Origin of the sequence: Pseudactinotalea sp. (assembly GCF_048594945.1) — a bacterium.
Taxonomy (GTDB): Bacteria; Actinomycetota; Actinomycetes; order Actinomycetales; family Beutenbergiaceae; genus Pseudactinotalea.
In genome coordinates this window covers 1-21155 of record NZ_JBMDXJ010000030.1, presented here as the reverse complement: position 1 = coordinate 21155, position 21155 = coordinate 1, and the positions used below count along the sequence as shown (strand labels likewise).

Here is a 21155-nt window from a genome sequence, read left to right as displayed (position 1 = left end):
GAGATCCGGTATCCCGCCCCGGCGAGCCCACCGACCACGGTGGGTCCGGTCCAGCCCGGGCTGGGGTGCGCCGCGACGCCGACGGGCTTGTCGACCACCACCACGTCGTCGTCGTCGAAGACCACCCGCATGCCCGGGATGGGCTCCGCGGGCGGGGTCACCGGCTGATCCGGCTCGGGCAGGTCGATCTCCAGCCACGAGCCCGGCAGCAGCCGGTGCGACTTACCGACCGTGGCGCCGTCGACCGTGACCAGCCCCGACTTGGCGAACTCGGCGACCTTGGTCCTGCTCAGGCCGAGCAGCCGCGCGAGCGCGGCATCGACCCGCTCACCGGCGAGCCCATCGGGAACCGGGAGCGACCGGAGTGCCATGCCTCAGTCCGCATCCTTCTCGACCACGGCGGTCGGCTCATCCTCCTCGACGGCGGAGCTCGCGTCATCCTCCGACGCCTCCTCCTCGGTCTCCTCGGCCTCGGCAGCCGCGTGGCGAGTGCCGTCGATGCCGATCCCGAGGAACGCCAGCAGCGCCATCATGACGGCGGCGAGCACGATCGCGATGTCCGCGACATTGCCCACGAACCAGCCGTTGTAGTTGAGGAAGTCGACCACGTGGCCGCGCGCGAAGCCCGGATCACGGAACAGCCGATCGCCGAGGTTGCCGAGGTTGCCGCCCAAGAGGGAGCCGAGCGCGATCGCCCATCCCCGCGAACCGAGCTTGCGCGAGATCCGCACGATGACCACAGTCACGACCGTCGCGACGATCGTGAAGATCCAGGTGCTTCCGGTGGCGAGCGAGAACGCGGCGCCGGGATTGAAGACCAGCTGGAGCCCGAAGAAGTCTCCGAGCAGCGGGATGTACTCCCCGGGAGTCATCCGTGCCACGACCAGCGACTTGCTCACCTGGTCCACGACGAGGACGCCGGCCGCGAGCAGCCCGAGGGCCACCAGCAACCGGCGTCGTCGCGGTTGGTCGTGCGGAGCGCTCACGCCCGCTGCAGATCCGTCACGGACGGTGAAGCTCGCTGTCAGGTCCGGCACCGCTGCCGGCCACCGAGCCACGGCCCTCGACGTCGTTGAGCAGACCCTCGAGGTAGCTCTTGAGGCGCGTCCGGTAGTCCCGCTCGAACGTGCGGAGCTCGTCGATCTTGCGCTCGAGGAGCGATCGCTCGCCCTCGAGCTGGCCGAGCGTGCGGTTGCGCTGCTCCTCGGCCTCGCGGGCCACCCGCTCAGCCTCCGTGCGAGCCTCGCCGAGGATGCGGTCGGCTTCGGCGCGGCCGTTGTGCACGTACTCGTCGTGCACGCGCTGAGCGAGGGCGATCAGCCCGGTCGCCGACTCCGGCTCGCCGCCGGATGTGGCGGAAGGTGCCGCGGCGCCGTACGGCACGGGCTGCTGCTCGGGCTCCGGCGCGCGCTCGGGCTCGGCAACGGGCTCGTCCTCGACCGGGGCGTCCTGGACCGCAGCGATCTGCTGGGTCTGCTGCTCTCCGGCAGCGGCGGCACCCGACTCGGAGCCGCCGCGGTCGGCGGCCTCGAGCTTGGCCTTGAGCTCAGCGTTCTCAGCGTCCAGCGCACGGAGCGTGTTGACGACCTCGTCGAGGAAGTCATCGACCTCGTCCTGGTCGTAGCCCTCGCGGAACTTGGTCGGCTGGAACTTCTTGTTGAGGACGTCGTCTGCCGTCAGCAGCGCCATGTCGTCACCTCGGTGTCAATCGTCGTTCGGCTGGTTGCCAGGGATCACGCTAGCTCATACGGAGTGCTAGAACCGCATCATCAGACTGCTCAGGACGGTCAGCCCGATCGAGCAGGCGATCATGATCAGGAGAAATGCCACGTCGAGCGCCACGCCGCCGATGCGGATGGGCTTGATGCGTGCACGAAGCCCCCGCAGGGGCGGGTCGGTGACCGTGTAGACCGCCTCAGCGAGCAGCAGGACCACGCCACGCGGCTTCCACTCGCGCGCGAAGACCTGGATCCACTCGAAGACGAGCCTGACCAGCATCGCCAGGGTGAACAGGAGCAGGAGCAGGTAGGCGACGCCGAAGACCCACCTCATCGCGGAAGTGGCTCAGCTCTGGTTGAAGAAGCGGGCGTGCGTGACCTCGGGCTCCGAGGACTCCGCTGCGATCTCGACCGAGGCCGGGGAGAGCAGGAACACCTTGTTGGTGACGCGCTCGATCGCCCCACGCAGCCCGAAGACCAGACCGGCGGAGAAGTCGACGAGTCGCTTCGCCTCGCCGTCGGACATGTCGGTGAGGTTCATGATCACGGGCGTGCCCGCACGGAACGCCTCGCCGATGACCTTGGCGTCGTTGTAGTTACGAGGGTGCACCGTGGTGATCCGGCGCAGCGCGCCACCACCCTCGAACCGCGCAGCGGCGCGGTTGATCGGTGTCACCTCGGCGCTCGGAGCAGCCTCCTCGTACTCCTCGTAGCTGTCCTCGTAGGACGGCTCCTCAGCGTAGTGAGTCTCCTCCGCGCCCTCCCGCTCGCGGTCGGCCTCGGACAGGCCGAGGTACAGCATCGTCTTGCGCAGCGCTCCGGCCATGCCTACTCCCGTTGAAAGTTGGTTCGTACCTCTCGCACGCTAGACCAGCGCCTGCGTGCGTCCCCGCAGGGTCGACGGCGTGTCGCCGCCGCTGCTGCTACTTGAGGAAATCAGGGATGTCGAGATCGTCCGCGCTGGGGCGGCGGCGTGGCTGCTCCTCGACCACCACAGGCACCTCGACCGGCTCGGGACGTGGCGGCACCACCTCGGTCTCAGCCGTGCTCGGCGCCACGGGCTCGGCAGGCTCATCGACAGCGGCAGGCTCGATCACCGTCGGCGCTGTGCGCACCGCTCCCTCGACCGGTGCCGTGCGGGACTCGTTCGCGGGCCGCGCCGGGTTCGTGCTCCCCGGAGCAGCGTTGTCGAACCCGGCCGCGATGACGGTGACACGGACCTCGTCGCCGAGTGCATCGTCGATGACCGCACCGAAGATGATGTTCGCCTCCGGGTGCGCGGCCTCCTGCACCAGCCGGGCCGCCTCGTGGATCTCGAACAGGCCCAGGTCGCTACCGCCCTGGATCGACAGCAGCACACCGTGAGCGCCGTCGATCGAGGCCTCCAGCAGCGGCGAGGAGATCGCGAGCTCCGAGGCCTGCACAGCGCGGTCGTCGCCGCGAGCGGAGCCGATGCCCATGAGCGCGGAACCGGCACCCTGCATCACGGACTTGACGTCGGCGAAGTCCAGGTTGATCAGGCCTGGCGTGGTGATGAGGTCGGTGATGCCCTGGACACCGGAGAGCAGCACCTGGTCGGCCGACTTGAACGCATCGAGCACCGAGACGTTGCGGTCGCTGATGCTCAGCAGTCGGTCGTTGGGGATGACGATCAAGGTGTCGACCTCGGCGCGCAGCGCCTCGATGCCCGAGTCGGCCTGGACGCCCCGGCGGCGACCCTCGAACGTGAACGGCCGTGTCACCACGCCGATCGTCAGCGCACCGAGCGAGCGGGCGATCTTGGCGACCACGGGCGCACCGCCCGTGCCGGTGCCGCCGCCCTCGCCAGCCGTGACGAAGACCATGTCTGCGCCGCGGAGGACCTCCTCGATCTCCTCGGAGTGATCCTCGGCCGCCTTCTTGCCCACCTCGGGGTCGGCTCCGGCGCCGAGCCCGCGTGTGAGCTCGCGGCCGACGTCGAGCTTGACGTCGGCGTCGCTCATCAGCAGCGCCTGCGCATCGGTGTTGACGGCGATGAACTCCACGCCTTTCAGCCCGACCTCGATCATGCGGTTGACGGCGTTGACTCCTCCGCCGCCGATGCCGACCACCTTGATGACCGCCAGGTAGTTCTGGGGTGCCGCCACGTCTGTCCCTCTCGCCGGTTCCTGCTCGGACATCACTCCCCCTCAACCTTCAACCTCTACCTGAGGGTGAGAGTTATGTCATTTCTGATCGCGATGACGGTAGGTGCGCAAGCACCGCCGAACAACGACCACGCCGGGCGTGTCACTGACTTCTTCGTGGGTCAGCGCGTGATCGGGCTCAGCGGAGCAGAGACGTCGTACAGCTCGGCTTCGACCGGGAGCAGGCTCTCGAGCACCGCGGCCTTCAGATCGTTGTCGTCCGCGCTCCCCCAGACCACGCGGGCGCCGTCGGAGAGCTCGAACTCAACCTCGTGCGCCGAGGTCGCCGAGGCGGTCGCCACCCGTTCCAGGATCCCCTGCGGCAGCGCAGCCATCACGGTGAGGACCGCGTCGAGTGCGTCCGCGGTGGCCTCGGTCCCGACAGGGACCTGGACGACCGGCACACCGTCGTGCGGCTCCTCGGTGGCCGCGAGCTCGACCCCGTCGGCGTCGAGCAGCACGTAGCCTCCTTCGTGCTCCACGGTGGCGACCGGAACGCGCGGCTCGATCGTGATCGCGAGGCCGTGTGGAAACTCGCGCTGCACGGTGGCCTCGCGCACACCGACGATCGTGAGCAACTCCTCGCGCAGACCACCGGTGTCGAGGCGCAGCAACGGCTGACCGTCGTAGCGCTGCGCCACGGCGAGCACCTCCTCGGCGCTCGCGATCTCGTTCGCTCCGCTCACCTGTACCTCATCGACCTTCAACGCCACGAGCGGTGAGGCGAGCAGCACGTAGCCGGCGCCGACGAGCAGCAGCGCCGCGATCACCGCTGCCACGATCGCACGGATCCGGAGCCGCCGCCGGGCGCGCTGCCGCTCGGCGAGGCGGTCGCTCAGGCCGGTGACGACCGGTTCGCCGGTTCGTCCGCGCTCGACAAGATCCACACCGGAGTCCGTGGTCGTGATGCTCACTTGGGAACGGGGGGCGAACGACGGCGGCCTGCGGCTCATGTCATCCCCTCGCCTCGAGCGCGGCGAGAATCGTGCTGCCCAGCTCGGTGACGTCCCCGGCACCGACGGTGAGCACGAGGTCGCCCGCACGCGCCTCGGCCGCGATCGCGGCGGCAGCCTCGAACCGATCCTCGAGGTAGCGGGCGCGCGGGACACGAGCGGCGATGAGCTGGGACGTGACGCCGGGTACGGGGTCCTCGCGGGCGCCGTAGATGCCGGTCAGCACCACATGGTCCGCCGCCGACAGCGCCGCCGCGAAAGCGCCCTGGAACGCCTGCGTGCGCGAGTACAGGGGCGGCTGGAACAGCACCAGCACACGACCGTCGCGAGCCGAGCGTCGGGCTGCCTTGAGCAACTCGGCCACCTCGGTGGGGTGGTGCGCGTAGTCGTCGACCACCCGCACGCCGCCGACCTCGCCGCGCAGCTCGAACCGCCGAGCAGTCCCTGTGAAGGAGGCGAGCGCCGCGGCCATCGCGGCGCGATCGACCCCGAGCTCCACACCCACGCACCACGCGGCGACCGCGTTGCGCAGGTTGTGCTCGCCGGGCACGTGCAGCGTCAGCTCGACAGCGGCTTCCTTGGGCTGCCCGTCCTGCTCGAGTCGCGCCGAACTGCCCTCGGGCGTCAGGCACACCTCGTGCAGCAGCACGTCCGGGGCAGCTCCGGTCGGCCGCTGCGGCAGCACGCCGCTCGCCGCAACCTCGGCGACGCCGTACCGCTGCACCCGGATGTTCCGCCCCGAGGCAAAGCCCGCCAGCTCGGCGGAGCCACGGTCGTCGGCGCACGCCACGAGCAGGCCCCCTGGCTCGATCCGTGCCACGAACTGCTCGAAGGCATGCTGGACCGCGTCGCTCGAGCCGTACCGATCGAGGTGGTCGGCCTCGACGTTCGTCACCACTGCCACGCGCGGGGAGTAGTTGAGGAACGAGGAGTCCGACTCATCCGCCTCGGCGACGAACGCGGCGCCGGTCCCGAGATGCGCACCGGTACCGGCACCCATGAGGGCGCCGCCGATGGCATACGAGGGATCGGCGCCGACCTCGGTCAGCGCGACGGCGAGCATCCCGGTGGTGGTCGTCTTCCCGTGCGCGCCCGCCACGGCCACGAAGTCGTGGTCCGCAGCGGCACGCGCGAGCGCCACCGATCGGTGGATCACCTCGGCACCGGCGGCCCGCGCGGCCACGAGCTCGGGATTGTCATCTCGCACCGCGGTACTCACGACCACCGTGCCGGCGCCCTGGACGTGCGCAGCGTCGTGCCCCACAGCGATCTCAGCGCCGAGCTCCGCGAGTCGTGCGAGGACCGGTGAGTCCTTGGCGTCGGAGCCACTGACGGCATGTCCCCGCGCCAGGAACAGCTCTGCCACCACCGACATCCCGGCGCCACCGATGCCGATGAAGTGGGTACGTGCGGGCGGGGCGCTCATCGCGCTCACGCCTGCCGTCCGGCTGCTCGCTCGACGAGGTCCGCCAGACGCGCCGCACCGTCGCGCACCCCGACGGCGGCCGCGCGGTCTCCCATGGCACGGAGCCGGTCGCGATCGGACAGCAGCGGCACGACGTGCTGCCGGAGCCAGGCCGCGGTGAGGTCAGCGTCAGCCACGAGGATCCCGCCACCGGCGGCGATCACTCCCGCCGCGTTGAGCCGCTGCTCACCGTTGCCGATCGGCAGCGGCACATAAACGGCGGGGATACCGAGCGCGGCGAGCTCGCAGACCGTGCCCGCGCCGGCGCGGCCCACCACCAGGTCGGCGCACGCGAGCCCGTGCTGCATCTCGTCGAGGTAGCTGAGCACGCGATAGTCGTCAGCGGCGACACCGGCAGCAGCCGCGGCGTCGGCCACGGTGCGGCGAGTCTCGTCGTCCTTGCCCGCGCCCGCCAGATGCAGCACCTGGGCACCGGTGGCGAGAATCTCGGTCGCAGCGGCAGCGACGGCACCGTTGATGCGAGCAGCGCCCAGCGAGCCGCCGGTGACCAGCAGGACCGGCCGCTCCGGGTCGAGCCCGAGCGCCTCGGCTCCCCCACGTCGGGCGGCACCGCGGTCCTCGGCCCGAGCGGTGACCAGATCGACGATCGCAGGCCGCAGCGGCAGGCCCACCACGATCGACTCCGGCAGCTTGGTGCCGGCGAACGTCACCCCGACTGCGCTCGCGAACCGCGCACCCAAGCGGTTCGCCAGCCCGGGTCGGGCGTTCTGCTCGTGCACGACCACGGGCACGCGTGTCCGCCGGGCGGCGATGTACGCGGGGGTGGCTACATACCCTCCGAAGCCCACCACGGCATCGGCCTTCGTGCCGGAGCCGGAGATCGCCTTCTCGGCCGCGGCCACCGCTTGGCGCCAGCGGCCGGGGAACCGCAGGGCATCCATCGAGGGGCGGCGCGGCATCGGCACTCGCGGGAGCTCGACCATGTCGATGCCGGCCGCGGGCACGAGGTCGGCTTCGAGCCCGGTGGCGGTGCCGAGCGCCAGCAGCTCGGCGTCCGGGTGGCGCCGGCGCACCTCGGCGGCGAGTGCGAGCATCGGGTTCACGTGCCCGGCGCTGCCGCCTCCGGCCAGGACGATGCGCAGCTCAGCCACGGGATCGCGTGGGTCGCAACCGCGGCGCCAGCACGGCGAGCGACCGTCGCACCGAGCCTCGGCGTGCCGCGAACGCCTCCTTGGCGCCAGGCTCGGAGCGCGCGAACGCCAGCAGGATGCCGAGCGCGGCGAGGGTGGTGACGAGTGACGAGCCACCGGCGGACAGCAGCGGCAGCGGGACGCCGATGACCGGGAGCACGCCGATCACCACGCCGATGTTGACGAAGGCCTGCGCCACGATCCAGGTTCCCAGGGCTGCGGCCGTGATCTTGACGAAACGGTCGGGGTGCCGCTTCACCACTCGTGTGACCCCGAGCGCGAGCGCCACGAACAGCAGGATCACCAGCAGCGCACCGAGCAGCCCGAGCTCTTCGCCGAGGATCGCGAAGATGTAGTCGTCCTGGGCGGCCGGCAGCCCGCGCCACTTGATCCGCGAGGCGCCGAGACCGGTGCCCGACAGCCCGCCCGAGCCGAGTGCGGCGAGCGCGCTGTCGCGCTGGAACGTGTCGATCGCGTGCGCGTCGCCGCCCATGCCGAGGAACTGCTCCACGCGTTCGCGTCGGTTGGTCGAGGAGAACACCAGGAAGCCCGCGCCGGCGGCGGCAGCCGAACCGAGCAGCGCGAACAGCGACAGCGGCACTCCGGCAACCCACAGCGCGCCGGCCACCAGGGCGATGACGATCAGTGCAGTGCCGAGGTCGTGCCCGTACAGCACCAGCCCGAGGAATATTGCGGCGACGAGCACACCGGGGACGAGGGCGTGCCGCCACTGGCGCAACAGGTCACCCTTGGTCGCGAGCACCGCGCCGAGCCAGATCGCGAGGGCCAGCTTGGCGAACTCGCTGGGCTGGAACGCAGTGTTGAGACCCGGGACGTACACCCAGTTCAGGTTGCCACCCTCGCCTCGCGCGAGCGGCGTGAAGATCAGCAACTGAAGTCCGAGTGCTCCGACAAGGATCAGCCAGGCGAGCTTGCGGAACCACTCGGGCTTGAACCGCGACGCGATCAGCGCAACCGGGACGCCCATGACGGCGAACTTGAGCTGGTTGAGGAAGTCCGTGAAGGGAGTCTGGCCGCCGCTCTCGTTGAGTGAGACGACCATCGAGGCCGAGAGCACCATCACGAGACCGAGCAGCAGCAGCACGAGGGCGGCGCCGCCGATGAGGTAGTAGCTCGTGGTGGGTGACGCCCACGCCGCCGTGCGCCACTCGGCGAACGCCGAGGGCTCGGTCTGCTGCTTCCGCTTGGTCGAGCGGCGCTTGTCCGTCCGGGCGCCGGGACCAGGGCGGCGCCGGGACCCGACCCCGATCGCGGTCACCGGTTCGTCTCCCGTGCCCGCACGGCCTCAGCGAACGCCTGACCGCGGTGGGCGTAGGAGTCGAACTGGTCCATCGACGCGCTGGCCGGCGCGAGCAGCACCACATCGCCCGGCTGGGCCAGGCGGGCGGCTGCGGTCACGGCGGCGGTCATCACCTCATGCTCGCCCGGGTCGATCCGAACCTGCGGGATCTGGGCCGCGTGTCGCGCGAGCGCGTCGAGGAGTGGCTCGGCATCGACGCCGATGATCACCACGGCGCGGAGCCGATCGGCCCGCTCGCGCACCAGGTCGTCGAACCGTGCCCCCTTGGCGAGACCGCCGGCGATCCACACGGCGCGGCCGGGCTCCACCGAAGCCAACGACGCCGACGCGGCGTGCGCGTTGGTGGCTTTGGAGTCGTCCACGTAGGCCACCCCGTCGACGTCGGCCACGTGCTCGATCCGGTGCGGTCCGCCCTCGTAGGTGCGCAGCCCGTAGGCGACGTGCTCTGGGGCCAGGCCAGCGGCGCGCGCGAGTGCGGCCGCCGCCAGCGCGTTCGCGACGACGTGCGGCGGCACTGCGCCGTCACTGCCGGGCGCGAGGTGGGTGAGGTCGGCAAGATCGGCCACGACCTGCCCGTGCGTCTGCCTGTTGTCGATGAAGGCGCGGTCGACCAGCTGGGTCTCGACCAGCCCGAGCTCGGCAACCTTCGGTGCCTGGAGCGTGAACCCGACCGCCCGCGCCCCCTCGGTCACCTCAGCGGCCTCGACCATCCGCATGGTCGCCGGGTCGGCCACGTTGTAGACGCACGCGACCCGGCTGCGGGAGTACACGCGTGCCTTGTCCTGCCAATAGCCCGCGGCGCCGCCGTGCCAGTCGAGGTGGTCGTCGGTGATGTTGAGGCACGCGCTCGCCAGTGGTGCGACCGAGTGTGTGAAGTGCAGCTGGAAGCTGGAGAGCTCCACGGCGAGCCCGTCGAGAGGGCGACCTCCCGCGCGAGCGGTGAGCACCGCCGTCGAGATCGGGGTCCCGACGTTGCCCACCGCGGGCGCGTGCCAGCCCGCCGCTGCGAGCTGCGAGGCGAGCATGCCCACCGTGGTGGTCTTGCCGTTGGTGCCGGTGAGTGTGAGCCACTGGGTGGCGGGTCGGTCGATCCGCCAGGCGAGCTCGATCTCGCTCCATACCTCCGCGCCGGCGTGCTGCGCGGCGAGCAGCGCCGGGTGTTGCGGCGGCACTCCAGGCGAGGTGACGACGACGGCGGGGCCTGCCTCGGTGAGACGCTCACCCAGCCGCGCAGGGTCACCCTCGGCGAGGATCTCGACGGCGGTGGGCAGGTCGGCCCGTTCGGCCTCCTCGGCATCGGGCACGGCCACGAGGACCTGTGCTCCGATCTCCTGCAGCACCGCAGCGGCCGCGCGGCCGCTCGTGCCGAGACCGAGCACGGCCACGCGGGTGCCACGCAGTGCGTCGATGTCCTGGAGGCCCGGATCGGCGCCCATCTACTGCGCGATCCATTCGGCGTAGAAGATCGCCAGCCCCACGGCCACGAACAACACGGAGACGACCCAGAACCGCACGACGATCGTCACCTCGGCCCAGCCCATCAACTCGAAGTGGTGGTGCAGCGGCGCCATCTTGAACACCCGTTTGCCGGTCATCTTGAACCAGCCGATCTGGATCACGTCCGAGAGCACCACCAGCACGAACATGCCGGCGATGATCGCGCCGAGGATCTCGGTGCGCGTGAGGATCGTCAGGCCGGCGAGCGCGCCACCCAGCGCGAGCGCACCGGTGTCGCCCATGAAGATCTTCGCGGGTGAGGTGTTCCACCACAGGAATCCGATGCAGGCGCCCACGATCGCCGCCGCCACGATCGACAGGTCGAGCGGGTCGCGTACCTCGTAGCAGCGCGGACCTGCCTGGCTGAGCACCTGGCAGGACTGGTTGGACTGCCAGGTCGTGAGGATCACGTACGCGCCGAACACGAGCGCGCTCATACCGGTGGCAAGCCCGTCCAGACCATCGGCGAGGTTGACCGCGTTGGACCAGGCCGTGATGAGGAAGTTCGACCAGATGACGAACAGCACCAGTCCCACCGCCACGCCCGCGAACGCAAGGTCGAGGCCGAGGTCCCGGATGAAGGAGATGTGGGTGCTCGCAGGCGTGCGGAACCGCTCGTTGGGGAACTGCAGCGCGAGCACCGAGAACGTGATGCCGACGGCACCCTGTCCGATGATCTTGGCGGCCGGTGACAGACCGAGCGAACGTTGGCGGGTGATCTTCGTGAAATCGTCGAGGAACCCGATCAGCCCGAGCCCCACCATGAGGAACAGCAGCAGCAGGCCCGAGGCGCTCGGCAGAGCACCGGACCTGAAGAACGACACGACGTAGGCGACCAGGTACCCGATCAGCGTCGCCCCGATGATGACGACGCCGCCCATCGTGGGCGTGCCGCGCTTGGTGAAGTGGGCGGTGGGACCGTCCTGCCGGATGAACTGTCCATAGTTGCGGCGCACCAGGAACCGGATGAACAGGGGGGTCCCGAACAGCGCGACCGCCAGCGCGGCCGCACCCGCGACGATGACGGCGATCACTCGGCACCCACCAGCGCCGACCCGGCGAGTGCGTCACCGAGCCGGTAGAGCCCGGTCCCGTTGGAGGCCTTGACGAGCACCACGTCGCCCGGCCGGATCAGCGTGCGCAGAAGCGCACGAGCGTCGTCGGGACCGTCGGCGAATGTGGCGCTGCCACCTTCCTCCAGCACCGCGTCGAGCAACGGCCGCGCCTCCTCACCCACCACGACAACCTCTGCGATCCCGAGCTCGGCTGCCCAGCGTCCGATCGCCGCGTGCTCGTGCGCCGAGTCGGCTCCGAGCTCGAGCATCGCACCGAGCACGGCCACCCCGCGGCGGCCGCCCGCCGTGGCAGTCATCGCCGACAGGGCCGCCAACGCGGCGCGCATCGAGGTGGGGTTCGCGTTGTACGCGTCGTCGATCACGCGCACGCCGGCCGCAGTGTCGGTGACCTGCATGCGGTGCGGGCTGATCGGCCCTGCCGCCGCCAGCGCCACGGCGACCTCCTCCAGTCCTCGCCCGAGGTGCAGCGCCACCGCCGCTGCGGCGAGGGCGTTGGTGACGTGATGGTCACCCGCCAGCGCCAGGCGGGTGCGGGCGCTGCCCGCCTCGGTGACGAGCGTCAGCTCGGCGTGGCCGTCGATGTCGATCATCACGTCCGCGGCGCGCACCTCCGCGGTCTCGGACCGGCCGAACGTGACCACCCGCTCGGCGAGCGTCGCCATGCTCAGGACCCGCACGTCGTCGGCGTTGAGCACGGCCACACCGCCCGGGGCGAGACCCTGCACGAGCTCGGCCTTCGCCGTCGCCACCCCCTCGATGGAACCGAAGCCACCCAGGTGCGCGTGACCGACGATCAGCTCGACGGCCACGTCCGGAGGTGCGACCGAGGTGAGGAAGGTCAGGTTGCCCGGGGCATCGGCGCCCATCTCCAGCACCAGCACGCGCGTATCGTGGTCGGCGCGGAGCACGGTGAGGGGAAGGCCGATCTCGTTGTTGAACGACGCGACCGGTGCCACGACGTCACCGAGCGGCGTCAGCAGCACCGACAACAGATCCTTCGTGGTCGTCTTACCGACGGAGCCGGTGATGCCCACCACCACGATCTCACCGGCCTCCCGCAGTCGAACCAGCACCTCGCGGGCAAGGTCGGCCAGCGCAGCGGCGGTGTCGGGAACGCGGATGCAGGGCAGCGGCGCACCGGGCACGTCACGGGAGACCAGTGCGGCGACTGCGCCGTTCGAGGCGGCGGCCTCGAGGTAGTCGTGCCCATCGACGTGCTCGCCTGGCAGTGCCACGAACAGGCTGCCGGCGCCCGCGGCCCGCGAGTCGATGATCACCGCTGTCACCGTCACGTGGCCGTCCAGGGCCGAACCACCGAGCGCGCCACCGGTGATCGCGGCGACCTCGGTCAGGGTGAGCGGGATCATGCGCTGTCCGCGTGCCGTTGAGCGATACCGGCACGCACCTCCTCGCGATCATCGAGGTGCTCGCTCTCGCCTGCGACGAGCAGCCGCGTGAGGTGCCCGCGACCCGCCACCAGCACGGTGTCGTCCCGACCAGCCAGCGCCACGGTGCCGCGGATCGCGGCGCGGCGCGGCGAGACCTCCGAGATCGTGTGTGCACCCGCCTCCCGGGCGGCCACGATCACATCCTTGCGGACCCCCGCCACGTCGTCGTCGATCCCATGGTCGTCGTCGGTGACCACGATCGAGTCGGCCGCCGCGGCGTGGCGGCCGATCGCCCGCCGGGTTGCGGCATCGTCGGTGGCGCGAGCCGCGACCACCACCACGAGCCTGCCCTTGGTGGTCCGTCGCAGCGACGCCAGTGCACGCCCCAGCCGGGCCGGGTTGTGGGCGATATCGACCACGACACGAGGCCGCTCGGCCACCCCCTCGATCCGCCCGGGCACCACCGGGCGAAGCCCGTGCGGCAGCAGTCGCGCGATCGTGTTGCCGCTGACGCCGGTCTCCATGATCGCGGCCAGGGCAAGCGCGGCGTAGCCGACCGAGAACCGCGTAGGGATCCACAGCGATGTCGAGACACTGCGGCCGCTGCGGTGCGTCACCGTGAAGGCGATGTGATCCGGTCGGCTGGCATTGATGCTCGCCTGCCAGTCGGCGTCCTGGTCGCGCGGGAGACTACCCACGGTGATCGCACCCGGGACCCGCTGTGCGAGCTCGCGCCCGGCCTCGTCGTCGATGAGGATCAGCGCGTGACGCGCCGATGAGAGCACCCTGGCGATCTTCTCGAGATGCTCGGCGTATCTGTCACCCTCCACCTCGGGGTCGAGGTGGGTGAACAGGGCGAGATCGATCCGCCGATCGTTCCCCAGCACGCCGGTGGACAACTCGTGCCAGCGCAGCTCGAGGATCTCGTCGTCGAGCTGCGCGGCGTCCGCCCGGGCCAGCAACTCGGCGAGGTCCGGCTGCACGTCACGCTCGATCGGGGCCCGCTCGGAGCCCACCTTGAGCTCGACCGTGCTGAAGATCGCCGTGCTGCGCCCGAGCGCCGCGTTGACGTGGTCCAGGAGATAGCAGGTGGTGGCCTTGCCGGTGCTGCCGAGCACGGCGTAGGTACGCCGGACGCCGTCAGGGCTGACCTCGGAGCTCATGTGCGCGAATCTACCCGTTCGTGATGAGGGCTTCGGATGGGCGGACCGGGCGTCAGCCCGCGTCCTCGTCGGGGGTGCGCGGGTAGGTGTCGGCCTCCTCGCCGGACGGCGCGATCCCGAGGTACGGGAGCGTGAACGCAGCGACGTCCTGGAACACAGGCGCCGCGACCGTGCCGCCGAAGAACCCGGAGGTGGGCTTGTAGACGACGACGCCGATCGTGAGCTGCGGGTCGTCCGCCGGCACCAGCCCGACGAACGAGGCGGTGGTCGCCGTGATGCCACCGGCGCCGTCGGCGGTCTGGGCCGTTCCGGTCTTGCCGGCCACACGATAGCCCTCGACAGCGGCGAGGACGCCTGTACCGCCGTCGTGAGTGACCGACTCGAGCATCCGGATCATCATGTCCGAGCTCTCGGGTGAGACCACCTGGTCGGGCTCGGACGCCTCGTTGGCGGTGTACTCGCCGTCGCACGTCCAGCCGTCCACGAGCACCGGGTCCACGTGCATGCCCTGGTTGCCGATCGTGTTGAAGACGCCGGTGTTCTGCAGCAGCGAGACTGCGACTCCTTGCCCGAACATCGTGGTGAAGCGGGTGCGGCCATCCCACTGATCCGGTGGTCGGAGCTGCCCGCCCGACTCGCCCATGTTGAGCCCCGGTGTGGACGTCCAGCCCATCCGCTCCATGTAGGAGTAGCGGGTCTCGTCGGTCATCAGGTTGCCGATGTTGACGGTGCCGGTGTTCGCCGACTCGGCCAGCACACCGGTGGTGGTGAGGATCTGGTCGGGGTGCTCGGAGTGGTCGGTGAACGTCTGGCCATCCACCGTGAGCCGGTAGGGGTCCTCGATCGGGGTGGTCGGGGTGACGACACCCTCCTCGAGCGCGGTCAGCACCGTGAGCACCTTGCCGGTCGAGCCCGGCTCGTAAGAGGCCTGCAGCGCCGGCGACAGCATCTCGTTCTTCTTCCCGAGCCGGTCGGTGGGCGGCTTGCCCGGGTCGTACGGGTTGGAGTCGGCGAGCGCGAGCAGGCGACCGGTGCGGGTGTCCATCACGACGACGGCGCCCCAGCTCGCCCCGTACTTGTTGACCGTGTCGGTGATCACCTGCTCGGCGGTGTACTGGATGTCGAGATCGATCGTCAGGTGGATGTCGCAGCCGGGCACCGCGGGCGTCTCGGTGCGGCTCCCGGTGGGGATCAGCTGGCCGGCCGCGCCGAGCTCGTAGGTCTGTTCGCCGTTGGTGCCCGTGAGCAGGCCGGAGTAGACCGACTCGATACCGGTGACGCCGTCACCCTCGTCGTTCACCCAACCCAGCAGCGGGCCGGCGACCGTGCCGTTGGGGTAGTTGCGCGTGCTGCTCACCTCGTCGGAGAAGCCAGGGATCTTGAGCGCCGCCACCTGCTGACGGACGTCGGCGCTCACCCTGCGTGCCAGGACGAAGTACTGGCGGCCGCGGGACTCCTCGGGGTTGCCGACCAGCCGGGCCCCGAGCACGTTGGCGTCGAGCCCGAGGATCGGCGCCAGCTGCTGGGCGAGCGCGGAGGCACCGCGACCGATGACCTCGCCGTCATCGTCCTTCAGCTCGTACTCCGGAACCTTGTCGAGGTCGAGAATCAGCTTGTACGTCGATACCGAGGTGGCGAGCACATGGCCTTCGGAGTCGACGATGTCCCCACGAGGCGCCACGATCATGCTCGAGAAGCTGCGCGAGTCGGCCGCCGCCTGCGCGAGCGCCGGACCGGCGATCGTCTGCACGTACACGAGCCGGCCCGCGAACAGCGCCGACACGATCAGCACGATTCCCAGGATCAGGTTCTGGCGCTTGTCGTGGCGCGCGCGCTTCGCTGTCGTGCGCTGCGTCGACCGTTGCGTGCTCCGGGCTCCCCTGGCTGCCACGTGTGCCTCACCCCTCCGCGTCGGCGACGAGATCCGCCGCGGGTCCGGTGATCGTGCCGTCCTCGAGGCGGATGTAGCTCAAGCCTTCCGCAGGAACCATCCCGAGTCGGGAGGCCGCGGCGGCGAGTTGCGTCGGCGAGGACAGCTGCTCGACCTGGCCGGCCAGCACCTGTTCCTGCTGGGTCAGCTGAGCGAGCTCGACCTGCCGCTCGCGGATCGTGTAGGCGGTGGTCGCCATCGAGGTGTTGAGTGCCAGCGCTCCGAGCATCGCTCCGGCCAGGATCGAGACGCACTGCAGCTGGAACGGCAGCCGCGAGCGTGCGTGCGCGGGTGCCCGGACGATCCGCAGCCGCGGTCGCCACGACGGGTTGCTGACGGGACGTGACTGCGGAGCCCGCAACGGCATCGCGCTCATGCGGCTGCCTCCTCGAGGTCGCGGATCACCTCGGCCGCGCGCAGGCGGACCGAGGCGGAACGGGGGTTGTCGAGCTGCTCCTGCTCCGGAGCCACCTCGGCGCCGTGGGTGAGCAGACGCAGGTACGGCCGGTGCTCAGGGAGCTCGACCGGGATGCCCGGGGGTGTCCGGGACGTGGCTCCGTGCGCCAGCGCACGCTTGACGATGCGGTCCTCCAGCGACTGGTAGGACATCACCACGATCCGGCCGCCGACGGTGAGCACCGCGATCGCCTCCGGTACCGCGTGGGCCAGCACCTCGAGCTCGGCGTTGACGGCGACCCGCAGCGCCTGGAACGTCCGCTTGGCCGGGTTGCCACCGCGCCTGCGCGCCGCGGCCGGGATCGAGTCGCGTACGAGCTCGGCGAGCTGACCGGTTCGGACCACCGGGTCGCTGTCGCGACGCGCGACGATCGCGGCAGCGATCCTTCCGGCGAACTTCTCCTCGCCATAGGCGAGCAGGATCCGGCGGAGCTCGCGCTCGGGCGCCTCCGCGAGCAGCTCGGCCGCCGTGACCCCGGTGCTGGTATCCATCCGCATGTCGAGCGGCCCGTCCTGCGCGTACGCGAACCCGCGGTCGGCGAGGTCGAGCTGCATCGACGACACCCCGAGGTCCATCAGTACGGCGTCGGCGCGCCCATCCTGCGTGCGCTCGGCCAGCACGTCACTGATCCGGTCGTAGGTGGCGTGGGCGGCCACGAACCGGTCTCCGAAACGGGCGAGCCGCTCACGCGAGCGCCTCAGCGCTTCCGGGTCACGGTCGATGCCGACGACCGTGACGTGCTCGAAGCGCTGCAGCACCAGCTCGCTGTGACCGCCGAGACCGAGGGTCGCATCGACGAGCACCGGCCGCGGCCGCACCTCGGTGGCGGCGAGCGCCGGCTCGAGCAGCTCGACGCACCGGTCGGCGAGCACCGGCACGTGCAGCGACGCGTGGTCGCGGTGCTCGGGTTGGTGCTGCCCGGTGGTGTCCTGCTCCTTCGGGTTCATCGGTCGTGGTGCTCGTGGTGCCGAGTGGTTGGTCGGGGGGCCCTCCACCGCCCGACCAGGACTCCCCCCGGGGAGCTCTGGCGCCGGGGAAGTGCGTCAGAGCTTCGGTGAGAGACCTCGTCGTGCGGTGACCGCGGCGACGACCTAGAGACCCGGCACCACCTCCTCGGTGATCTCGGCGTAGGAGTCCTCCTGCGCCTGCAGGTAGTCCGCCCAGGCGGTGGCGTCCCAGATCTCGACCTTCGAGCCGGACCCGATCACCGCGAGGTCTCGGTCCAGACCCGCGTACTTGCGCAGGATCGACGGGATCGTCACGCGCCCCTGCTTGTCAGGGATGTCGTCGGTGGCCCCGGAGAGGAAGACGCGCATGTAGTCGCGAGCCTGCTTGGAGGTCAGCGGCGCCTGCCGCAGCTGGTCGTGGATGTGCTCGAACTCGGACCGGGGGAATGCGTACAGGCAGCGCTCCTGGCCGCGCGTGAGCACGATGCCTCCGGCCATCTGGTCACGGAACTTGGCGGGCAGGATCAGCCGGCCCTTGTCGTCGAGCCGCGGCTCGTACGTCCCGAGAAACACCCTGTCCCACCCCCTTCCGGTTCCGCCTCGCGCAGGTGCACTGCCAGCCAGTTCCATCCCGCGGGCCCCACATTACTCCACTTTCCTCCCCCATCGCCGGACATTGCCGCAGGAACTCCCCGTGTCGCGGGTGAATCCGCAGGTCAGCAGCATGGAGTGGAGTGGAGGGAACTTTCCAGAACGCGCGCTGACGGGACGCTTCCAGGCGCCTCCTCCCGCGCTGGCACCCCATCCGAGGGGCCGATCGCACCGCTCAGGTGGCCGCGCACCGCCGTCGGCCGCTCTCGGTGGAGCGAAGTGGGGGCCGCGACGACCCCGCTCTCCCGTACCCTGTCGATCCATGACGCAGGAGACGCCGACGAGAACCCCCTCAGCGACGTCCGCGAGGCTCCTGCAGGAGAATCTCGCCCGCGCGCTGCGCGGTCGGGAGTCGGTGATCCGCACCACGGCGGCCGTCTTCCTCGCGCGTGGCCACCTGCTGCTCGAGGACGTGCCCGGCGTCGGCAAGACCACGCTCGCACGTGCGCTGGCCGCCTCGGTCGAGGGCACCGTCGGGCGCGTGCAGTTCACACCCGACCAGCTGCCGAGCGACCTCACCGGCATCACGATCTACCGCCAGGAGTCGGGAAGCTTCGACTTCCACCCCGGCCCCCTGTTCGCGACCATCGTCATCGGCGACGAGATCAACCGCGCGTCGCCCAAGACGCAGTCCGCGCTGCTGGAGTCGATGCAGGAGGGGCAGGTGACCGTCGACGGCACCTCGTACCCACTGCCCGAGCCGTTCATGGTCATCGCCACCCAGAACCCCGTGGAGATGGAGGGCACCTACCCGCTGCCCGAGGCACAGCGCGATCGGTTCATGGCTCAGGTGAGCATCGGCTACCCGCCCGCCGAGAGCGAGTACGAGCTGCTCGCCGCCGGAGGCTGGCAACCGGCTCAGACCTCGGCCGTGCTGACGCAGGCCGAGGTGCTCGAGCTCATCGCACAAGTCGACGACACCTACGTCTCGGACCCGGTCCGGCGGTACGTGCTCGACCTCGTGCGCGCCACACGGGAGGTCGAGTCCGTGGAGCTGGGCGCCTCACCGCGCGCCGGCCTGCAACTGCTCGCGCTGGCACGCTCGACCGCAGCGCTCTCCGGACGCGACTACGTGCTCCCGGACGACGTCCAGGAGGTCCTGGTCCCGGTCCTGGCCCACCGGCTCGCGCTGACCCGGTCCGCCCGGTCCAGCGGGCTCACCGCGGCCGGGGTGCTCACGGAGATCCTCAACGCCACGCCCGTGCCGCGCTGAGGTCCGCGATGCACGTCACCATGCGCGGCTGGGGGATGTTGATCGGTGGCGGGCTGCTCGCCGCCGCAGCAGCGGCGATGCAGTCGATGGCGGCTGCGCGGGTGGCCGCGATCGTGCTCGCCGTCCCCCTCGTGTCGCTGATCTGGGCGCTGCTCGCCAAGGCGTTCGCCTCCCGCCGTGGCCTCGAGCGTGCGCTGCGCCCCGCGGCCTGGCAGGTCGACGCGCCAGGATCGGTTCAGCTCACCCCCACCGGGCTGCCGCTCCCGCCGTGGTCCTCGCTGCGCGAGCGGGTTCCTGCCTCACTGCGGCGCCGCAGCCACTCCTCTCATGGCTATGCCGTGCTGCCCGAGGTGCGTGGCCGGCACCAGCTCGGCCCGGCGATCCTGCAGCGCTCGGATCCGCTCGCGATCGCCTCTTGGCGGATCCCGATCGGCGTGGTCACCGAGGTGATCGTCTGGCCCCGGACCGAGCTGATCGACGGCGACGTGCTCGCCAGCGCGCTCGAGGCCACCGCCCCGACCTCGCACGGTCTGCCGCAGCGCACGCTGGAGGACCTCTCGGTGCGCGAGTACCGCCGCGGCGACGACCTGCGCCGCGTGCACTGGCGCTCGACCGCCCGCATGGGCGAGCTGATGGTGCGGCACGACGAGCCGACGACCACTCGTGTTCTCGACGTCCTGCTGGTGCTGAGTGACGACGCCGACGACGTCGCCGAATGGTCGGTGACCGCCGCCGCCTCGATCGCGGTCGCGCTGCTCGAGCAGGGGTTCACGATCCGCGTCGTCACGGTCGTCGACGGGACCTTGGTCGAACGTCCGGTTGCATTGGCAGCCGACGCTCTCGACGTCTTCGCCCTCGCCTCCCCGGCAGCCGACCTCGGTGTCGCGGCGGTGCGCGTGGTGCAGCGCTCCACCTCGGCCGGCGCGATCGCAGTGCTGGATCGACCGGACGCTGCCGTGGGCAACGCCGTGATCGCCGCGGGCGGGCTCGAGCTCTCGACCGCGCTGATCGTCGACCCTGACGGCGTCGCGGCGGACGTCACATCGAGCCTGCAGCAATCCGGTTGGCACGTAGCCACGGCGGCGGGCGCCGGCTCGGTCGCCGACGCGTGGCGTGCGCGTGAGGTGCAGCGGTGAGCCGCCGCCTGCTCGCGCTCGCCGCGGTGCTGGCGATGACGCTGCTGAGCTCGTTGACACTGCGGGCGCTCGTGGTACCGAGCCTGTGGCTGCCTCGCACACTGCTGTGCGTGGCTGTCACCACGGTGGTGATCACATCGATCCGCACCCGCACGTCGTCGGCGGGGATTCCCTCGCTCGCCGGGTTGGCGATCGGCCTCCTCACGGTGTCAGCCGTCTACTTCCCTGACCAGGCGCTTCTTCGCGTCATCCCTACGCCGTCGACCATTCGCGCTGCTGCCGACCTCGTACCTGAGGCGTTCGCCCTGATGCGCACCTCCTATCCCCCGTTGGCCATGGGTGATGGTGTCGCCTTCCTGGTGACGATCGGGGTGCTGGTCGTGTTCGTGCTGGCCGAGATGCTCGCCGTCGGCGCGTGGGCGCCCGCGTGGTCCGGGATGCCGATGCTCACGCTCTGGGCGGTGCCGATTCTGCTCGGCGCGCCCGTGAGCCTGCTGCTGCTCGCCCTCACGGCTGCGACGTATGTGCTCGTCATCGCGATCCAGGCGCGCGACGACGCTCGGTACCGGCGCCGCCCCAATCGCCAAGCCGTGCGAGCGACGACCGTGGTGGCGGCCTCGGTACTGATCGGCGCGTTCGTGCTGGCGCCGACGCTGCTGCGGATCCCGGTGCCGGTCCGCGTCCACCCCTTCTACGAGCTGGTCGGCACGAGCACCACCCGACTCGACCTCGGCCTCGGCCTGCGCGATGACCTGGTCCGAAACACGGACGTCGATCTGCTGTCGTACACCGGCGCCAGCCCCGGGGCCGTCGGACCGATGCACGCCTACACGGTGAGCGAGTTCACCGGGAGCGACTGGGTGCGCGGCGGCGACGGTGACGCCGTCGACTCCCAGGGTCAGGTGTTGTGGCCCACCCCGCTCG

Annotated in this window: 21 protein-coding genes; 3 read left to right on the top strand and 18 right to left on the bottom strand. The window is 70.7% G+C overall.

Annotation, left to right across the window (positions count from 1 at the left end):
- The 18 genes from ACOJSN_RS01465 to mraZ form a co-directional block, all read right to left on the bottom strand.
- Positions 1–371: S4 domain-containing protein (locus ACOJSN_RS01465; protein ID WP_420110734.1), on the bottom strand; the 371-nt coding region annotated here is incomplete at its 3' end.
- Between the two features lie 3 nt (positions 372–374).
- Entirely contained in the window at positions 375–986 is a 612-nt protein-coding gene (lspA, locus tag ACOJSN_RS01460) for a signal peptidase II (RefSeq protein ID WP_420110733.1), read from the bottom strand.
- 16 nt (positions 987–1002) lie between these two features.
- Complete coding sequence (locus ACOJSN_RS01455; RefSeq protein ID WP_420110732.1) at positions 1003–1689, bottom strand: DivIVA domain-containing protein; 687 nt, start codon at positions 1687–1689, stop codon at positions 1003–1005.
- A 66-nt stretch (positions 1690–1755) separates the two neighbouring features.
- Positions 1756–2052 (bottom strand): YggT family protein, encoded by a 297-nt coding sequence (locus ACOJSN_RS01450; RefSeq protein ID WP_420110731.1) that lies wholly within the window; start codon positions 2050–2052, stop codon positions 1756–1758.
- A gap of 12 nt (positions 2053–2064) precedes the next feature.
- Positions 2065–2544 (bottom strand): cell division protein SepF, encoded by a 480-nt coding sequence (locus tag ACOJSN_RS01445; protein WP_420110730.1) that lies wholly within the window; start codon positions 2542–2544, stop codon positions 2065–2067.
- A 97-nt stretch (positions 2545–2641) separates the two neighbouring features.
- A complete protein-coding gene (ftsZ, locus tag ACOJSN_RS01440) occupies positions 2642–3844 on the bottom strand; it encodes a cell division protein FtsZ (RefSeq protein ID WP_420110729.1) in 1203 nt (400 codons plus the stop codon).
- A gap of 161 nt (positions 3845–4005) precedes the next feature.
- Entirely contained in the window at positions 4006–4797 is a 792-nt protein-coding gene (locus ACOJSN_RS01435) for a cell division protein FtsQ/DivIB (RefSeq protein ID WP_420110728.1), read from the bottom strand.
- Between the two features lie 40 nt (positions 4798–4837).
- Positions 4838–6262 carry a UDP-N-acetylmuramate--L-alanine ligase gene (gene murC / locus ACOJSN_RS01430; RefSeq protein WP_420110727.1) on the bottom strand — a complete coding sequence of 475 codons (1425 nt, stop codon included), beginning with the start codon at positions 6260–6262 and terminating at the stop codon, positions 4838–4840.
- Positions 6263–6267: 5 nt separating this feature from the next.
- Complete coding sequence (locus ACOJSN_RS01425; protein WP_420110726.1) at positions 6268–7413, bottom strand: UDP-N-acetylglucosamine--N-acetylmuramyl-(pentapeptide) pyrophosphoryl-undecaprenol N-acetylglucosamine transferase; 1146 nt, start codon at positions 7411–7413, stop codon at positions 6268–6270.
- Positions 7406–8731, bottom strand: coding sequence for an FtsW/RodA/SpoVE family cell cycle protein (locus ACOJSN_RS01420; protein ID WP_420110725.1), 1326 nt, complete (start codon positions 8729–8731; stop codon positions 7406–7408). The genes ACOJSN_RS01425 and ACOJSN_RS01420 overlap by 8 nt, the downstream gene beginning before the upstream one ends.
- The gene (gene murD / locus ACOJSN_RS01415) at positions 8728–10209 is read right to left on the bottom strand and encodes a UDP-N-acetylmuramoyl-L-alanine--D-glutamate ligase (protein ID WP_420110724.1); all 1482 of its coding nucleotides are present in this window, start codon (positions 10207–10209) and stop codon (positions 8728–8730) included. Before murD ends, ACOJSN_RS01420 begins: the two co-directional genes overlap by 4 nt.
- Entirely contained in the window at positions 10210–11304 is a 1095-nt protein-coding gene (gene mraY, locus ACOJSN_RS01410; RefSeq protein ID WP_420110723.1) for a phospho-N-acetylmuramoyl-pentapeptide-transferase, read from the bottom strand.
- The gene (locus ACOJSN_RS01405) at positions 11301–12713 is read right to left on the bottom strand and encodes a UDP-N-acetylmuramoyl-tripeptide--D-alanyl-D-alanine ligase (RefSeq protein WP_420110722.1); all 1413 of its coding nucleotides are present in this window, start codon (positions 12711–12713) and stop codon (positions 11301–11303) included. Before ACOJSN_RS01405 ends, mraY begins: the two co-directional genes overlap by 4 nt.
- On the bottom strand, positions 12710–13897 hold the full coding sequence (locus ACOJSN_RS01400) for a glutamate ligase domain-containing protein (RefSeq protein WP_420110721.1): 1188 nt from the start codon (positions 13895–13897) through the stop codon (positions 12710–12712). The genes ACOJSN_RS01405 and ACOJSN_RS01400 overlap by 4 nt, the downstream gene beginning before the upstream one ends.
- Positions 13898–13949: 52 nt before the next feature.
- On the bottom strand, positions 13950–15788 hold the full coding sequence (locus ACOJSN_RS01395) for a peptidoglycan D,D-transpeptidase FtsI family protein (RefSeq protein ID WP_420110720.1): 1839 nt from the start codon (positions 15786–15788) through the stop codon (positions 13950–13952).
- A gap of 7 nt (positions 15789–15795) precedes the next feature.
- Positions 15796–16203: a hypothetical protein gene (locus tag ACOJSN_RS01390; protein ID WP_420110719.1), complete on the bottom strand. Its 408-nt coding sequence runs from the start codon at positions 16201–16203 to the stop codon at positions 15796–15798.
- Entirely contained in the window at positions 16200–17231 is a 1032-nt protein-coding gene (rsmH, locus tag ACOJSN_RS01385; protein WP_420110718.1) for a 16S rRNA (cytosine(1402)-N(4))-methyltransferase RsmH, read from the bottom strand. The genes ACOJSN_RS01390 and rsmH overlap by 4 nt, the downstream gene beginning before the upstream one ends.
- A gap of 144 nt (positions 17232–17375) precedes the next feature.
- The gene (gene mraZ / locus ACOJSN_RS01380; RefSeq protein ID WP_420110717.1) at positions 17376–17804 is read right to left on the bottom strand and encodes a division/cell wall cluster transcriptional repressor MraZ; all 429 of its coding nucleotides are present in this window, start codon (positions 17802–17804) and stop codon (positions 17376–17378) included.
- Between the two features lie 340 nt (positions 17805–18144).
- Here mraZ and ACOJSN_RS01375 point away from each other — a divergent pair, with 340 nt between their 5' ends.
- From ACOJSN_RS01375 to ACOJSN_RS01365, 3 genes are all read left to right on the top strand, one after another.
- Complete coding sequence (locus ACOJSN_RS01375) at positions 18145–19095, top strand: AAA family ATPase (RefSeq protein ID WP_420110716.1); 951 nt, start codon at positions 18145–18147, stop codon at positions 19093–19095.
- 8 nt (positions 19096–19103) lie between these two features.
- Positions 19104–20231 (top strand): DUF58 domain-containing protein, encoded by a 1128-nt coding sequence (locus tag ACOJSN_RS01370; RefSeq protein WP_420110715.1) that lies wholly within the window; start codon positions 19104–19106, stop codon positions 20229–20231.
- Positions 20228–21155, top strand: a 928-nt coding sequence (locus ACOJSN_RS01365) for a DUF3488 domain-containing protein (protein WP_420110714.1), incomplete at its 3' end; no start/stop codon positions are given. The genes ACOJSN_RS01370 and ACOJSN_RS01365, both read left to right, overlap by 4 nt.

Bases quoted from the DNA above. Each gene is read 5' to 3' on its own strand.
- ACOJSN_RS01455 (WP_420110732.1), bottom strand. From the start codon at position 1,689: ATGGCGCTGCTGACGGCAGACGACGTCCTCAACAAGAAGTTCCAGCCG.
- ACOJSN_RS01450 (WP_420110731.1), bottom strand. From the start codon at position 2,052: ATGAGGTGGGTCTTCGGCGTCGCCTACCTGCTCCTGCTCCTGTTCACC.
- ACOJSN_RS01445 (WP_420110730.1), bottom strand. From the start codon at position 2,544: ATGGCCGGAGCGCTGCGCAAGACGATGCTGTACCTCGGCCTGTCCGAG.
- murC (WP_420110727.1), bottom strand. From the start codon at position 6,262: ATGAGCGCCCCGCCCGCACGTACCCACTTCATCGGCATCGGTGGCGCC.
- murD (WP_420110724.1), bottom strand. From the start codon at position 10,209: ATGGGCGCCGATCCGGGCCTCCAGGACATCGACGCACTGCGTGGCACC.
- ACOJSN_RS01405 (WP_420110722.1), bottom strand. From the start codon at position 12,713: ATGATCCCGCTCACCCTGACCGAGGTCGCCGCGATCACCGGTGGCGCG.
- ACOJSN_RS01400 (WP_420110721.1), bottom strand. From the start codon at position 13,897: ATGAGCTCCGAGGTCAGCCCTGACGGCGTCCGGCGTACCTACGCCGTG.
- ACOJSN_RS01390 (WP_420110719.1), bottom strand. From the start codon at position 16,203: ATGAGCGCGATGCCGTTGCGGGCTCCGCAGTCACGTCCCGTCAGCAAC.
- rsmH (WP_420110718.1), bottom strand. From the start codon at position 17,231: ATGAACCCGAAGGAGCAGGACACCACCGGGCAGCACCAACCCGAGCAC.
- ACOJSN_RS01375 (WP_420110716.1), top strand. From the start codon at position 18,145: ATGACGCAGGAGACGCCGACGAGAACCCCCTCAGCGACGTCCGCGAGG.
- ACOJSN_RS01370 (WP_420110715.1), top strand. From the start codon at position 19,104: ATGCACGTCACCATGCGCGGCTGGGGGATGTTGATCGGTGGCGGGCTG.